The following is a 14,259-nucleotide window of genomic DNA, read 5'->3' as shown; positions in this document are numbered from 1 at the left end:
CCTGTTTCTCCACTCGTGACTGACAGCCCAACTACAAACGGCCTGCCCGTTCTTGCGCGCAGCCTCTTCCCCCCGCCGCACACCCCTGCCATAATGCGCGCCAAGCAACATCAACAAGAGCAGCCCGCGAATGCCCAACGACCTTCTGGCCGAAACACAGCCGACCGATTACGACGCCTCCTCTATTGAAGTCCTTGAGGGACTGGAACCTGTCCGAAAACGGCCTGGCATGTATATCGGCGGCACGGACGAACGCGCGCTGCACCATATGGTCGCCGAGGTGCTCGACAACTCGATGGACGAAGCGGTTGCAGGCTTTGCCAACCGCATTGAGGTCGAACTGCACGAGGACTATTCGATCACCATCCGCGACAACGGCCGGGGCATCCCTGTGGACCCGCATCCCAAGTTCCCGGACAAATCCGCACTGGAAGTGATCCTCTGCACCCTGCACGCGGGCGGTAAGTTCTCTGGCAAAGCCTATCAGACCTCGGGCGGTCTGCACGGTGTGGGCGCGTCGGTTGTGAACGCATTGTCGGATTTGATGGTGGTACAGGTTGCACGCGACAAAACCCTGTTTGAACAGCGTTTCTCCCGTGGCATCCCGCAAGGCCCGGTCGAAAAAATCGGCGCCGCCCCCAACCGCCGTGGCACCACGGTGACCTTCCACGCGGATGAGCAAATCTTCGGCTCCCACCGTTTCAAACCGGCCCGCCTGTTCAAATCGATCCGCTCTAAAGCCTACCTTTTCTCCGGTGTCGAAATCCGCTGGAAAACTGCGATTGACGACGGCGAGACCCCAACCGAGGCCACGTTCCACTTCCCCGGCGGTCTGTCCGACTACCTCAAAGAAACCATGGACAAGGCGACCACCTACGCCGAGCAGCCTTTCGCAGGCACCGTGGATTTCCAAGAGCGCTTCAACGTCCCCGGCAAGGTCGAATGGGCCATCAACTGGACGCCATCGCGCGACGGTTTCATCCAGTCCTACTGTAACACCGTCCCCACCCCCGAAGGCGGCACGCACGTCTCTGGCTTCTGGGCCGCTGTGCTCAAGGGCATCAAGGCCTATGGCGAGCTCATCAACAACAAAAAGGCCGCGCAGATCACCCGCGACGACCTGATCACCGGCGGCTGCGCCCTTGTCTCCTGTTTCATCCGCGAACCGGAGTTTGTCGGCCAGACCAAAGACCGCCTTGCCACCGTCGAGGCCCAGCGACTGGTGGAAAACGCCGTGCGCGACCACTTTGACAACTGGCTGGCGGCCGACACCAAATCCGCCGGCGCCATCCTCGACTTCCTCGTGCTGCGCGCCGAAGAGCGTCTTCGTCGCCGTCAGGAGAAAGAAACCGCCCGCAAAACCGCCACCAAAAAACTCCGGCTACCCGGCAAGCTGGTGGACTGTTCCGCCACCAACCGCGACGGCACCGAGCTGTTCATCGTGGAGGGCGACTCCGCGGGCGGCTCCGCCAAAATGGCCCGCAACCGCAAGACGCAAGCGCTCCTGCCCCTGCGTGGTAAAATCCTCAACGTTCTGGGCGCGGCCAGCTCCAAGATCGGCACCAACCAGGAAATCAACGACCTGACCCAGGCGCTTGGCGTCGGGCTTGGCACCAAATTCAACGTCGACGACCTGCGTTATGACAAGGTCATCATCATGACCGACGCGGACGTCGACGGCGCCCACATCGCCGCGCTGTTGATGACCTTCTTCTACACCCAAATGCGCCCAATGATCGACGCCGGCCACCTCTACATGGCCTGCCCCCCGCTCTTCCGCCTCACCCAGGGCGCCAAACGCGTCTACTGTGTGGACGAGGCAGAGAAAAACGAATGGCTGGAAAAAGGCCTTGGCGGCAAAGGCAAAATCGACGTTTCCCGCTTCAAAGGTCTGGGCGAGATGGACGCCAAAGACCTGAAAGAAACCACCATGGACCCGGGCAGCCGCAAGCTCATCCGTGTGACGATTGACGAAGACGAGCCTGGCGAAACAGACGCGCTGGTCGGCGATCTGATGGGCAAAAAGCCGGAGAAGCGCTTCCAGTACATTCAGGAAAACGCGCGGTTTGTGGAGGAGCTGGATGTTTGAGGAACTAAAGCGGTATTGTTCTGCGACCGTCGCATACACTCATCGACCATACCTTCCAGCTGAATGTCTCCGCACAAACTCTCAGATTAAATGCATAGCCCGCAACGCTTACTCTCGTGCCATGATTGGAAAAGAGATTTAGCAAATGGCTTTGCTTCTCGCTCCAAAAGGTCTGGACCTGCATCAACGCTAAATTTTCCAGCACGCGGCCGTAGGCACTGGCAAACCCCTTACTAATTTCTTGCTGCTTCCCCAAAGGCAGCTGATCGATCTTTACCAAAACATCTTGCTCAAAGACGACTGCTTCATGCGGGCCTTCGTCATCCTGTTGTGCTGCGATTTTCAATTACGCTCTCCAAAACCATGTCCATTTCCACCATAGCACGAATCTCCCCGCTGGTCGTTCTCCTCCATTTTTTAGGTTACGCGTGCAGCCAGCGTTCGGTCAATATTCTTTTCAGTAATATTTCTGTACTTTTTCTTGATATTTGCCACATTTCTGTTTGAATACCCGTGTAGAGAGGCGTAGAGCCCCAGCAACAACAGGGAGGTAGCTCAATGATTCACAGAAATTTTACTGAATTAATAAAGCAACGCTTAAAGAACTAACTATATAAGATAGGCACAATCTGGTGCTTCAGTTTATTGGAAAGGTAGGCACATGACTAAGTCTGCTAACGACAATCAAAAATTTCGCTTCACAGTTGACGTCTCGCAACGCCTGGCCGGTGAGATCGAAAGAATATCTCAAGCCACGGGCCGTAGCAAAGCCGATGTCTTTAGATTGGCGATAGAACTTCTTTCTACCGCCCGAGACGCAAAAGAAGACGGCATGCATGTTGGCGCATGGTCTGAAACTGAAGACACTCGCAAGGAACGCGAGTTTGTAAACTTCGGCTGAGGAACAAAGTATATCCGCCAAAAAGCAAACAACAACTGAAAAGGTGGATATCGGAAAAGAAGCGAGTGAACTCGTAGTTCACTCGCTCGGTTCCCTTGAAGAGGTCGACAAAAAGAAATCGATCGACCACCGTTGGCGACGAGAGGCGGCGATCCTTTTCTTGTCTGTCGGCATCATTGTCGCTGTGTTGTCAGTTAGTGTTATTACGTTCTTCCTTACCGATGACGACTCAAATTTGGACTGGAGCAAACAAACGCTCACAGCACTCTTGGGGTTTGCCGCAGGCTCGATCTGGAGCTCGAGCAAGTCTAATGGACGGGCAGAATCTGAAGGATAGGCACCCCCCATGGGGGAGGGTCGGGCGCGGCGGAATGCTCTGCATTCCGCATTAGGTTGTGGAACACGCCACACCCTGCCAAACTCCCCCCCATGCGCCCTGCCCTTACCCTAACCCTCATCCTCCTGCTGCCCGTCCCCGACGCCACGGCCCAAGCCCGCAAGGATTCCGCGCGGCATCAAAACAACTTCATGTCCCCGGAAAGCCAGCAGCGCTCCAATCAGCCGTCCCTAAACACCAACAAAGGCACGCACCAGTGGGGGCAAAAACAACCGCGCACGGAACTCTTCTGTGACCAATACGCCCGCGCCGCCGCCGGTATGCGCGGCCGTGTGCAAGGCGGGCAAACCGGCACCCAACTGGGCTACGGCCTCGGCTACATCGGCACTCGCGATCACCGCGACGCGCTTGGCAGCGCCGTGGTCGGTGGCGCCATTGGCTCCGCCGCCGGGGCCGCGCAAGACCAGAAGTTTTACGATTTCCACTTCACCGAGTGCATGAACGGCGGCCGCTTGGTCACCACGCCTAAATAACGCGTGCGACCGACACGCAGCCGTGATCCCTGTTTCAGCCATTCGCCGCTAAGCTGCCCTCATGGCCGCCTTTTTGCAAACCTACCAACTGCCCCTGATCCTCGCCTGCTTCCTGCTGGGCTGCCTCGGCGCGCTAACGCTCTTTCGCCGCACCGAGGACACCAAAGCCTGGCTCATGGCCGACGTGATCTGGGTCGCCTTGGGCGGGGTTGGCGCCGTGGTCGCCATCGCGGCGGGCATCTATCAAGAGGACAGCACAGCCCTCAACCGCCAGATCACCGTCGCCTACACCGCGTCGCGCGCCTTTGACACCGACGCCGCCCGCTTCCGCTTGCGCTACTGCGCGGAAACAACCGACGCAGACCTGACCACGCTCTGCGAAAAGGTCGAATTCCTCTCTGCCTCAAGCGCGGAAAACACCGCCCTGCCCCTGTTCCTCACCATCACAGAACGTGCCGCCCCGCTGGAAGGCATCTCCCTGTTGTTTGGCAGCGCCCGTGACCACGCCGAGATGTCCCAAGCCGCCGCCGAGCTGGAGATGGCCGAATTCCTCGCCTTTGACACCCGCGACGTGCCCACCATCATGGCGGTGGAAACCATCGCCCCCACCCGCCCGGAAATCGCCGCCGACTACCGCGTGCTGGCGCTCACCTATGACACGCTGATCGAGGACATCACCGCCCTGCGCGACGCGTGGCAGCGCCTGCAATCCGGCCGCGCCCTGTTGATCCTGCAAATCGTCGCCCTCTGCCTTGTAGCCTTTGCGGCACCTTTCCGCTTGGGCCGCACAATCGACAGCCTTCTGTGATTTCCCACCTTGCCACCGCAAGGCGCTTTGCTAGTCTCCCCCTCATGCGCATCTGGCCCGTTTTCTTCTGTCTCGCTTTGATCTCCTGCAGCCGGTCCCTGACCGAAACGGAACAGGCGTTTACCGCTGACGTTCTGGGCGACACCATCGACACCAAACCGATCCGCATCACCAAAAACGCGCCGCTCGGCATCCAGACGTGGGAGTATGAAAAACGCCCCCGCCTCGCCTGTCGCGAGCGCATCAATCCGGAGCCCAAAGAGGAAACCATCACCGCCACCGCCGCCGGTGTTGTGCTCTATGAGCACGTCTACACCTCCCGCGATTGGTCGGTCCCGGATTACGTGCCGAGCTATCCCGAGAAGCTGCACCTGACCGCCGCCATGTTCTTTGCCCATGAAATGGTGCACGTCTGGCAATGGCAGAACCGCGAGATCACTGGCTACACCCCGTTCAAGGCTGCGCAGGAACACAAGAACGGTGCCGATCCCTATCAGTTCGAAGGTGCCTCTGCCGCGACCTTCCTGGACTACGGATATGAGCAGCAAGCTGCCGTGGTCGAGGAATACCTCTGCTGTTCCCTGCTTGATCCAGAGGCCCCGCGCACCGCGCGCCTCAAATCTCTGCTCTCACCGCATTTCCCGGTCGAAAATTTGCCCCGCCCAGACGCGGTGGTGCTACCGTGGAAAGACGCACAGATTAAGAATATCTGCCGCTAATCGGTGCAAAAATCGCCACAGTCGCGAAACAGTCGTGATACCGACAGAATACCGACGTGGATTCTGCCCACAAAAAAAGGGGCCGAAGCCCCCAATTAACCTTTCTGAATCGGCGTTTACTTGTAGCCAAACGCGCTGTTCGGGATCAGCTGGCGCTTCCCACCGGGCGCTTTCCACTCGCTTTCGAGGCACGCGGTTCCCTCTTTCTGCCAGTATAACACCTTGAAATCATACCATCCTGCCTTTGGCACGTTGACCTTCGGACGTCCCGCGCTGGCACATGGTGTGATCTTGTTCAGCTTCGCCACCGACTTGCCGCTGATCCAGACCTGAGAGCCATCATTGCTAAAGAATTCAAGGTCATAGACCCCAGGCTTATCAAACTTGATATACCCGTTGATGTCCGCAACCACCAACATCGGCTTGCCCGACGTCAGCACCGGCGCGCCCTGCCCTTTGTCTGGAAAATTCAATCCAGGCAAAGGCTTACCCGGCTTGGACCACTTAATTTTGGACTTCGCTTGGTTCAGGTTGCGCACATTACGCTCCCCGGTGAAGTAGTTGACTTTGAGGCCTTGTTTCACGCCGGTTGGTTGCGGATTGGCGGGCGTCAGCTCAATCACCTGCGCCGACACAGCCCCCCCGATGAAAATAGAAACAGCGGCCAAAGCACTGACAATAAAAGATTTCACAAGCAAACTCCTCGCATCATGGCGTTTGAGGGTAGCCTAATTCCAACCACCCCCAATGAGCAAGTCACAGTTCCGCAGATAAGAGGGAACTCGCGCGTTTTGGCCTATACTGACTGTACCTCCTCAAGCACCGCCAGAAACGCATCCCATGATGAAAATCGCCGATCGTGGGGAATGTCATCGACTGGGGATTTACGATACCCCTCTGTAAACAAAGCAAAAGTCACCCCCGCCCGCTGCGCTGTTTCCGCATCCACTTCGCTGTCACCAACATAAAGCACGTCCTGTATAGGCGTCTCTCCAATCGTTTCCAGCAGTGGCAAAGGATCCGGCTTCCGCTTTTCGAAAGTGTCTCCCCCCACAACAACATCAAAGTATTTGCTCAGGTCTAACTCTTCCAGAACATGCATCGCCGGCTCCTTGGGTTTGTTGGTACAAACCCCCAATCGCACGCTCTTGGCCCGTAAGGCGTCCAGAACCTCGCGCACCCCCTCATAGGTCACCGTCTGCGCAGATGTGGACGCGTTATAGATTTCCAGCACCCTTGCGCTCAGTCGAGGAAACTCCGTTTCTGCAATCTGAAAATGCGCCATCACGCGCTGCACCAGAACCGGTAACCCATTGCCAATAAAAGAGATCACAGTGGGCAAATCCAGTTCGGGCAAACCTTCTTCGGCAAGCATCTTGTTCACAGAAGCGCGAATATCCGGCGCGCTATCCACCAACGTACCGTCCAAATCAAAGATCACTGTCTGCATGTCGTTCTGCTCCCGCGTCAAAAGACTTTGGCGGATTTCAAGCACGCACGTCAGGCAATGAAAAGCACCAAATACTCCGACCCTCGGTCACACTGGCATTGACGACTTATTTGGGATACCGTGGAATACAATTCCAGCTTCAAGAAATGCCTGAAGATCACCATGTCCTACATCGACAACATCCGCACCTTTGTCCGCGTTTACGAACTTGGCAGCATGTCCGCCGCCGCTCGCGACCAACGGATTTCCGCAGCCGTGGCTTCCTCGCGTATTTCCCAATTGGAAGAATACCTTAGCGTCCGTCTCTTTCACCGCACCACACGGCAACTCAATCCAACCGAGCAGGGCAACACCTTCTACGACGGCGCCTGCAAGATCCTTGAAACCATTGACGAGGCCGAAGCAGCGGTAAACTCCATCACGCAAAGTCCGCGCGGCCTCCTGCATATTGCTGCCCCGCTGGGGGTTGGCCGTCGCCTTATTGCGCCTTTGATTCCGGAATTCAAAAAGGAGTACCCCCTTATCGACCTGCGTCTGCGCCTGTCAGACCGCAAACTCGACCTGACCGCCGAAGGCCTTGATGTGGCTTTCTTTTTGGGCGTTCCTGAGGACAGCACCCTTCGGATCCGCAAAATTGCAGACTGCCCACGCGTTCTCTGCGCTTCGCCGAAGTATCTCGCAGAACGTAGTACACCCGCCACTCCCGAAGAGTTGACCAACGGCACCCACGACTGCCTTAACCTGCGCTACCCCGGCGCGCCGGAATTTCAGTGGCCCTTAGAGACAGATGAAGGCACCCGCCGCTTCGCCGTGAAAGGCCCGTTTGAGTCTGATGATGGAGATGTGCTGACCGACTGGGCTTTGGAAGGCTACGGCATCACATTGAAACCTGTGTTCGAAATCGCAGAACACCTGTCCTCAGGAGCATTGCTACCTGTTTTACCTGAGACGCCGCCTATGCCTATTCAAATGGCCCTTCTGTACACGCACCGCCGCCATCAGGATCCCAAAACACGGCTGCTTATTGAGTTTATGACCCCACGGGTTCAGGCCGCACTACAAGAAAATCAATATGAGGCAAAGACTTAGGCTCTATATGCTCAAAAATTGAGCGCGCGCAACGACACTCGCAACAACAACTCTTTCAAGAAAAATTGGAAAGTCACCTGGCGTTTTATAAGCTAAAACGAAGCAATCACGAACCAGGGGAGTTTTGTCGTGACGCGTTACGCACGGGACATGCGGGGCTACGGCCCCAAGCCACCACATGCACAATGGCCAAATGACGCCAAAGTCGCCGTTCAGTTTGTTCTGAACTACGAAGAAGGTGGCGAAAACTGCGTTTTGCATGGCGATGCCGCGTCCGAGGCGTTTCTCTCCGACATTCCAGGTGCGGCCCAATGGCAGGGCCAGCGTCATTGGAACATGGAGTCGATCTACGAATACGGCGCGCGCGCAGGTTTCTGGCGCTTGCATCGCCTGTTCACTGGCAAAGACATCCCCGTGACCATTTACGGCGTGGCCAGCGCTCTGGCGCGCAGTCCGGAACAAGTTGCTGCCATGAAGGCTGCGGATTGGGAGATCGCCAGCCACGGCCTAAAATGGGTCGAACACAAAGACATGCCGGAAGAGGAGGAGCGTGCCTCCATCGCTGAGGCCGTCCGCCTGCACACCGAAGTTGTTGGCGACCGCCCGCGCGGTTGGTACACGGGACGTTGCTCTGAAAACACCGTCCGACTCGTCGCCGAAGCCGGTGGATTTGATTACATCTCAGATACTTACGATGACGACCTGCCCTATTGGCGCGAGTACGGTGACAAGGACCAACTAATCATTCCCTACACGCTGGAAGCCAATGACATGCGCTTTGCCACGGCACCGGGTTGGGTGACAGGACAAGACTTCTTCACCTATCTCAAAGATGCCTTTGACGTACTCTATGCCGAAGGCCGCGAGGGCGCGCCCAAGATGATGTCCATCGGGTTGCATTGCCGGTTGATTGGCCGCCCGGGCAAACTCGCCGGATTGGCGCAGTTTCTTGACTACATTCAAGGCTTTGAGGGCGTCTGGACCCCGCGCCGTGTTGAGATTGCCGCGCACTGGGCACAAACCCATCCACACAAACGCTTCGAACGGCCAAGCGCCATGAAAAAATCCCGATTTGTGGAACTCTACGGCGGCATCTTTGAACACTCCGCCTGGATTGCGGAACGTGCCCATGGCCTGGAGCTGGGTCCAGCTCATGATTGCGCAGCCGGCGTACACAACGCCCTCTGCCGTGCCTTCCGCACTGCTAGCGACGAAGAGCGGCTTGGCGTGCTCAACGCCCACCCGGATCTGGCTGGCAAATTGGCAGCGGCCGGTCGCCTGACCGCCGAAAGCACCTCGGAACAGGCTGGCGCTGGTCTGGATATGCTCACGGATGAGGAACGTGCGAACTTCACCCAATTGAACAGCGACTATGTCGCCAAACACGGCTTCCCGTTCATCATTGCGGTGCGTGACCACACCAAGGCCTCGATCATGGCCGCCTTTGAGCGCCGGATCGACAACGACAGCGCCACCGAGTTTGCAGAAGCGTGTAAACAGGTTGAGCGCATTGCCGAATTCCGACTGATGGATCTGTTGCCGTGACCGAAATTGTCGTCCAGCCGCTAACCGCAGAAGCTTTTGCGCCTTTTGGCGATGTGATCGCCCTCAAACCTGAGGCCGATAAGATCATCAACCAAGGCATGTGTGGCCGTCATCATGACCTGGCAGAGATGGACTTCGCCGATGGGCGCGCGGGCATCAGCCTGTTCAACGCACAGCCGCGCAGCTTACCTTACACACTGGATATGGTTGAGCGCCATCCGGACGGAAGTCAGGCTTTCATTCCGATGACCGAACACGCATTCCTTGTTATTGTTGCCAAAGATTTGGGCGGCAAGCCGGATACCCCCATGGCGTTTCAGACGCAGCCGGGACAAGCCATCAACTTCCATCGCAACACATGGCACGGCGTTTTGACCCCGCTTGCAGCCCCCGGCCTTTTTGCCGTGGTGGACCGCATTGGCGACGGCGCCAACCTCGAAGAATTTTGGTTCGACACAGCATACCAGGTGGTAGCGGATCAAAACCATGGGTCAGGTATCCCCTGACCAAACCGCCCGAAGCTGCTCGCCAAATGAAGCGGCAGGGCTTTACGACCGACAGGAGAAGGACATGGCTGACACTATGACAGCTCAGGAAACACAAGGGACCGGACAATACTCCGACCCAAACGTCACGCCCCCATTGGGGCAGGCAATCCCACTGGGATTCCAACACGTTCTGGCAATGTTTGCCTCAAACGTAACCCCATCCATCATTGTGGCTGGCGCGGCCGGCCTCGCTTTTGGCGGTGCTGAACAGGTCTATCTGATCCAGATGGCCATGCTATTTGCCGGCATCGCAACATTGTTCCAAACCGTAGGGATCGGCCCCGTTGGCGCGCGCCTGCCAATCATGCAGGGCACCAGCTTTGCCTTTGTTGGCGTGCTGGCTGGCGTTGCGGCCACCCAAGGCCTCAGCGTCGCTCTGACCGCCTGTATCATTGGCGGCGTCATCCACTTTGCGCTTGGCTCTGTGATTGGCAAGTTGCGCTGGCTGTTCCCACCGCTGGTCACCGGTCTGGTGATCCTGGCAATTGGTCTCTATCTCATTCCGGTTGCGATCAAATACGCCGCAGGTGGCGCCGCACAATTCCAGATGGAAGCGGAAAGCTTCGGCTCCTTGAAGCACTGGACCGTGGCCTTGACCGTGGTGGTTGTGGCTCTGGTACTGAAGTTCTTCACCAAAGGAACTCTGTCCAGTGCGGCCATTTTGGTGGGCCTGATCGTGGGGTACGCGATGGCATTCCTCGTAGGCATAATTACCATCGAGGGGTTCCAAAGCACTATTTCTAAAGCCTCTTGGGTGACCGGCATCAAACCTCTGCCTTATGGCTTTGAATTCAGCCTCGGCGCAGTGATTGCCGTGACCTTGGTCTCCATCGTGTCTGCAATTGAAACCGTGGGCGACGCCTCCGCCACCGCCAAAGCCGGTGCTGGCCGCGATGCGACCGACGCAGAGATCCAGGGCGCAACCTATGCTGACGGTCTGGGCACAGCCATCGCAGGCGTCTTTGGCGGCCTGCCCAACACGTCGTTTTCGCAGAACGTGGGCATTGTCGGCATGACTGGCGTGATGAGCCGTCACGTGGTGACCATCGGTGGCATCATCCTGATCCTCTGCGGCCTGATGCCTAAGGTCGGCGCCGTGATCGCCTCCATGCCTCTACCCGTGCTGGGCGGCGGTGTGATTGTGATGTTTGGCATGGTGGCTTCCGCCGGCCTGAACGTGCTGTCCGAAGTGGAACTGAACCGCCGCAACATGGTGATCATCGCTGTGTCGCTCGCTGTTGGTCTGGGTCTGAACCTTGTCCCAACTGCCGTGCAATATCTGCCGGGTGTTGTGAAAACACTGATGACCTCGGCTGTGGCACCAACCGCGCTCTGCGCGATTGTGCTGAACTTGGTACTTCCTCACGAAGACTGACAAACTCTTTAATTCTAGTGACTTACAGGGACCTTCGGGTCCCTGTTTTTTTGTCTGCAAACTGCGCTAAACTCCCCCAATATCCTTTTGACCGAGCCTTGCGCCACACGCATGGGACCCATGCACTTGGCGCACTAGCTCAATTGTTTAATATTAAACTATAAGGATCGAAACGCGGATTTCAGTGGAGGAGCGCCGCATGGCGAATGAATTTCCAGACATCGACCCGGTAGAATCCCAAGAATGGCAGGACGCCATTGAGGATGTCATCGCGCGGGATGGACCAGACAGAGCGCATTACCTGCTCGACAAAGCGGTGCAGCAAGCCCGCGCCGCCGGAGCCACCCTGCCCTTCTCGGCAACAACGCCGTATCAGAACACCATCCCAACCGACGATCAGGAAGAGTTTCCTGGCGATCTGGACATGGAATGGCGCATCCGCACCATCAACCGCTGGAACGCCATGGCGACTGTGGTACGCCGCAACAAAGTGAGCAGCGAATACGGCGGCCACATCGCCTCCTTCGCCTCCTCTGCGGTGATGTATGATATAGGGTTGAACCACTTCTGGCGCAGCAAATCTGCGATCCACGGTGGTGATCTGGTGTTCTTCCAGGGCCACGTGATCCCTGGTATTTACGCGCGCTCCTTCATGGAGGGTCGTCTGACCGAAGAGCAGCTGGAAAACTTCCGCTCTGAAGTGGACGGTGGCGGTCTTTCCTCTTACCCACACCCGTGGCTGATGCCGGACTACTGGCAGTTCCCAACCGTCTCCATGGGCCTTGGCCCGCTTATGGCAATCTACCAAGCGCGGTTCATGAAATATATGCACAACCGCGGCCTGATCGACATGGCCGACCGCAAGGTCTGGTGCTTCCTTGGCGATGGCGAGATGGACGAACCGGAAAGCCGCGGCGCCATTGACCTCGCTGCACGCGAAGGCCTCGACAACCTGATCTTTGTGGTGAACTGCAACCTGCAGCGTCTTGATGGCCCAGTGCGCGGCAACCATAAGATCGTGCAAGAGCTCGAAGGTGACTTCCGCGGCGCCGGCTGGAATGTGATCAAGCTGCTGTGGGGCAAAGGCTGGGACGAACTGTTGGAGAAAGACACCTCCGGCAAGCTGCGTCAGTTGATGGACGAAACCGTTGATGGCGACTATCAGACCTTCAAATCCAAAGACGGCGCCTACATTCGCGAGCACTTCTTTGGCAAATACCCAGAGACCGCCGAGCTGGTGAAAGACTGGACCGACGAGCAAATCTGGTCCCTGCGTCGTGGTGGTCACGATCCTCAAAAAGTCTACACAGCCTTCAAACGTGCCAGCGACACCAAAGGTCAACCGACCTGTCTGTTGGTGAAGACCGTCAAAGGTCACGGCATGGGCACCGCTGGCGAAGGCCAGAACACCACCCACCAGCAAAAGAAAATGAACGAGGATCAGCTGCGCGCCTTCCGCGACCGCTTTGAAATCCCGGTCAGCGACGAAGATGTGGGTGACGCGCCGTTTGTAAAACTCAACAACGCGCAGAAAGCTTATCTGGCGGACCGCCGCAAAGCGCTTGGCGGTGAGTTCCCCAAACGTGAGAGCCAATCGCCCAAGTTGGAAATCCCCACGCTGGACAAATTTGCGGCGCAGCTCAAAGGCACAGGGGATCGCGAGATTTCCACCACCATGGCCTTTGTGCGTATTCTGACAACCCTTCTGCGGGACAAGCAGATTGGCCAGAACATCGTGCCGATTGTGCCGGACGAAAGCCGCACCTTTGGTATGGAAGGCCTGTTCCGCTCGGTGGGCATCTACAACCCGGAAGGGCAGAAATACACGCCGCAAGACGCCGATCAGATGATGTACTACAAGGAATCGACCAACGGTCAGGTTCTTCAGGAAGGCATCAACGAAGCTGGCGCTATGGCGGATTGGATTGCGGCGGCCACCGCCTATTCCAACCACGGCGTGCCGATGATCCCGTTCTTCATCTACTACTCCATGTTTGGCTTCCAGCGCATTGGCGATCTGGCCTGGGCCGCAGGCGACAGCCGCGCGCGTGGCTTCATGCTGGGCGGCACCGCGGGCCGGACCACGCTGAATGGCGAGGGTTTGCAACACGAAGACGGCCACAGCCACATCCTTGCTGGCACCATTCCGAACTGCATTTCCTATGACCCAACCTTCCAACACGAGGTGGCGGTGATTGTGCAGCACGGCATGAAACGGATGTATGAAGACCAGGAAGATGTGTTCTTCTACCTCACACTGATGAACGAAAACTATGCCCATCCGGATATGCCGATGGGTGTGGAAGACGAGATCATCAAAGGTCTCTACCGTTTCAAAGAGGTAAAGAAACCGTCCAAGAAGCACGTGACGCTAATGGGCTCCGGCACCATTCTGGTGCAGGCCATGAAGGCGGCTGAGATGCTGGGGGCGGACTTCGGTGTAACGAGCGAAATCTGGTCGGCCACCAGCTTCAACGAGTTGGCGCGGGATTGTCAGGATGTGGCCCGCCACAATCGCCTGAACCCGCTGGCGGAACCAAAAGTGTCCTTTGTGGCGCAACAGCTTGCGAAAGCCAAAGGGCCAGTGATTGCGGCCACCGACTACATGAAGAACTTCGCGGAGCAGATCCGGACCTGCGTGCCGGGCAGCTACACCGTGCTGGGCACAGACGGCTTTGGCCGTTCCGACAGCCGCGTGAACCTGCGCCGCTTCTTCGAAGTCGATGCTAACCACATCGCAGCTGCAGCCATGGTGGACCTCTACAAAGAGGGCGCTGTGACCAAGAAAGACCTTGAGGCCGCACTGGCCAAATACGACATCGACGGCACCAAGCCGAACCCGCGCCTGGTGTGATCGGGAAGAGA

The 14,259-nt window shown here is 57.4% G+C and carries 14 protein-coding genes; 11 read left to right on the top strand and 3 right to left on the bottom strand.

What is annotated here, in order from left to right; translation table 11 throughout:
* The first annotated feature begins 130 nt into the window (after positions 1 to 130).
* Positions 131 to 2,089: a DNA topoisomerase IV subunit B gene (gene parE / locus MK208_RS04650; RefSeq protein ID WP_294114405.1), complete on the top strand. Its 1,959-nt coding sequence runs from the start codon at positions 131 to 133 to the stop codon at positions 2,087 to 2,089.
* 4 nt (positions 2,090 to 2,093) lie between these two features.
* Here the strand turns inward: parE and MK208_RS04645 are convergent, their stop codons facing one another.
* Positions 2,094 to 2,435 carry a hypothetical protein gene (locus MK208_RS04645; RefSeq protein ID WP_294114404.1) on the bottom strand — a complete coding sequence of 114 codons (342 nt, stop codon included), beginning with the start codon at positions 2,433 to 2,435 and terminating at the stop codon, positions 2,094 to 2,096.
* 315 nt (positions 2,436 to 2,750) lie between these two features.
* On the opposite strand from MK208_RS04645, the gene MK208_RS04640 reads away from it, so the two are divergent.
* The 5 genes from MK208_RS04640 to MK208_RS04620 all read left to right on the top strand — a co-directional run bounded on the left by MK208_RS04640 (position 2,751) and on the right by MK208_RS04620 (position 5,387).
* Complete coding sequence (locus MK208_RS04640) at positions 2,751 to 2,990, top strand: ribbon-helix-helix protein, CopG family (RefSeq protein WP_294114402.1); 240 nt, start codon at positions 2,751 to 2,753, stop codon at positions 2,988 to 2,990.
* Positions 2,991 to 3,033: 43 nt separating this feature from the next.
* Positions 3,034 to 3,327 (top strand): hypothetical protein, encoded by a 294-nt coding sequence (locus MK208_RS04635; protein WP_294114400.1) that lies wholly within the window; start codon positions 3,034 to 3,036, stop codon positions 3,325 to 3,327.
* Between the two features lie 92 nt (positions 3,328 to 3,419).
* Complete coding sequence (locus MK208_RS04630) at positions 3,420 to 3,860, top strand: hypothetical protein (RefSeq protein WP_294114398.1); 441 nt, start codon at positions 3,420 to 3,422, stop codon at positions 3,858 to 3,860.
* 61 nt (positions 3,861 to 3,921) lie between these two features.
* Positions 3,922 to 4,668, top strand: coding sequence for a hypothetical protein (locus tag MK208_RS04625; RefSeq protein ID WP_294114394.1), 747 nt, complete (start codon positions 3,922 to 3,924; stop codon positions 4,666 to 4,668).
* Between the two features lie 44 nt (positions 4,669 to 4,712).
* On the top strand, positions 4,713 to 5,387 hold the full coding sequence (locus tag MK208_RS04620; RefSeq protein ID WP_294114391.1) for a hypothetical protein: 675 nt from the start codon (positions 4,713 to 4,715) through the stop codon (positions 5,385 to 5,387).
* A 116-nt stretch (positions 5,388 to 5,503) separates the two neighbouring features.
* On the opposite strand, the gene MK208_RS04615 is transcribed toward MK208_RS04620, so the two are convergent.
* Positions 5,504 to 6,079, bottom strand: coding sequence for a PA14 domain-containing protein (locus tag MK208_RS04615; protein WP_294114389.1), 576 nt, complete (start codon positions 6,077 to 6,079; stop codon positions 5,504 to 5,506).
* A 104-nt stretch (positions 6,080 to 6,183) separates the two neighbouring features.
* Complete coding sequence (gene gph / locus MK208_RS04610) at positions 6,184 to 6,837, bottom strand: phosphoglycolate phosphatase (RefSeq protein ID WP_294114387.1); 654 nt, start codon at positions 6,835 to 6,837, stop codon at positions 6,184 to 6,186.
* A 162-nt stretch (positions 6,838 to 6,999) separates the two neighbouring features.
* Here gph and MK208_RS04605 point away from each other — a divergent pair, with 162 nt between their 5' ends.
* From MK208_RS04605 to aceE, 5 genes are all read left to right on the top strand, one after another.
* Entirely contained in the window at positions 7,000 to 7,926 is a 927-nt protein-coding gene (locus MK208_RS04605) for a LysR family transcriptional regulator (protein ID WP_294114560.1), read from the top strand.
* A gap of 129 nt (positions 7,927 to 8,055) precedes the next feature.
* Positions 8,056 to 9,471: an allantoinase PuuE gene (gene puuE, locus MK208_RS04600; protein WP_294114384.1), complete on the top strand. Its 1,416-nt coding sequence runs from the start codon at positions 8,056 to 8,058 to the stop codon at positions 9,469 to 9,471.
* The gene (locus MK208_RS04595) at positions 9,468 to 9,977 is read left to right on the top strand and encodes an ureidoglycolate lyase (protein ID WP_294114383.1); all 510 of its coding nucleotides are present in this window, start codon (positions 9,468 to 9,470) and stop codon (positions 9,975 to 9,977) included. Before puuE ends, MK208_RS04595 begins: the two co-directional genes overlap by 4 nt.
* A gap of 64 nt (positions 9,978 to 10,041) precedes the next feature.
* Positions 10,042 to 11,394: a nucleobase:cation symporter-2 family protein gene (locus MK208_RS04590; protein ID WP_294114380.1), complete on the top strand. Its 1,353-nt coding sequence runs from the start codon at positions 10,042 to 10,044 to the stop codon at positions 11,392 to 11,394.
* Positions 11,395 to 11,593: 199 nt separating this feature from the next.
* A complete protein-coding gene (gene aceE / locus MK208_RS04585) occupies positions 11,594 to 14,248 on the top strand; it encodes a pyruvate dehydrogenase (acetyl-transferring), homodimeric type (protein WP_294114378.1) in 2,655 nt (884 codons plus the stop codon).
* Positions 14,249 to 14,259: the final 11 nt, after the last annotated feature.

Origin of the sequence: Shimia sp. (assembly GCF_022448905.1) — a bacterium.
Classification (GTDB): Bacteria; Pseudomonadota; Alphaproteobacteria; order Rhodobacterales; family Rhodobacteraceae; genus Shimia.
Note: the sequence above shows the minus strand (reverse complement) of the source record. Positions and strands in the feature narration are given on the sequence as shown.

What these genes read in the sequence shown, in the direction of transcription:
- parE (WP_294114405.1), top strand. Translation starts at nt 131, where the DNA reads ATGCCCAACGACCTTCTGGCCGAAACACAGCCGACCGATTACGACGCC.
- MK208_RS04640 (WP_294114402.1), top strand. Translation starts at nt 2,751, where the DNA reads ATGACTAAGTCTGCTAACGACAATCAAAAATTTCGCTTCACAGTTGAC.
- MK208_RS04630 (WP_294114398.1), top strand. Translation starts at nt 3,420, where the DNA reads ATGCGCCCTGCCCTTACCCTAACCCTCATCCTCCTGCTGCCCGTCCCC.
- MK208_RS04625 (WP_294114394.1), top strand. Translation starts at nt 3,922, where the DNA reads ATGGCCGCCTTTTTGCAAACCTACCAACTGCCCCTGATCCTCGCCTGC.
- MK208_RS04620 (WP_294114391.1), top strand. Translation starts at nt 4,713, where the DNA reads ATGCGCATCTGGCCCGTTTTCTTCTGTCTCGCTTTGATCTCCTGCAGC.
- gph (WP_294114387.1), bottom strand. Translation starts at nt 6,837, where the DNA reads ATGCAGACAGTGATCTTTGATTTGGACGGTACGTTGGTGGATAGCGCG.
- MK208_RS04605 (WP_294114560.1), top strand. Translation starts at nt 7,000, where the DNA reads ATGTCCTACATCGACAACATCCGCACCTTTGTCCGCGTTTACGAACTT.
- MK208_RS04590 (WP_294114380.1), top strand. Translation starts at nt 10,042, where the DNA reads ATGGCTGACACTATGACAGCTCAGGAAACACAAGGGACCGGACAATAC.
- aceE (WP_294114378.1), top strand. Translation starts at nt 11,594, where the DNA reads ATGGCGAATGAATTTCCAGACATCGACCCGGTAGAATCCCAAGAATGG.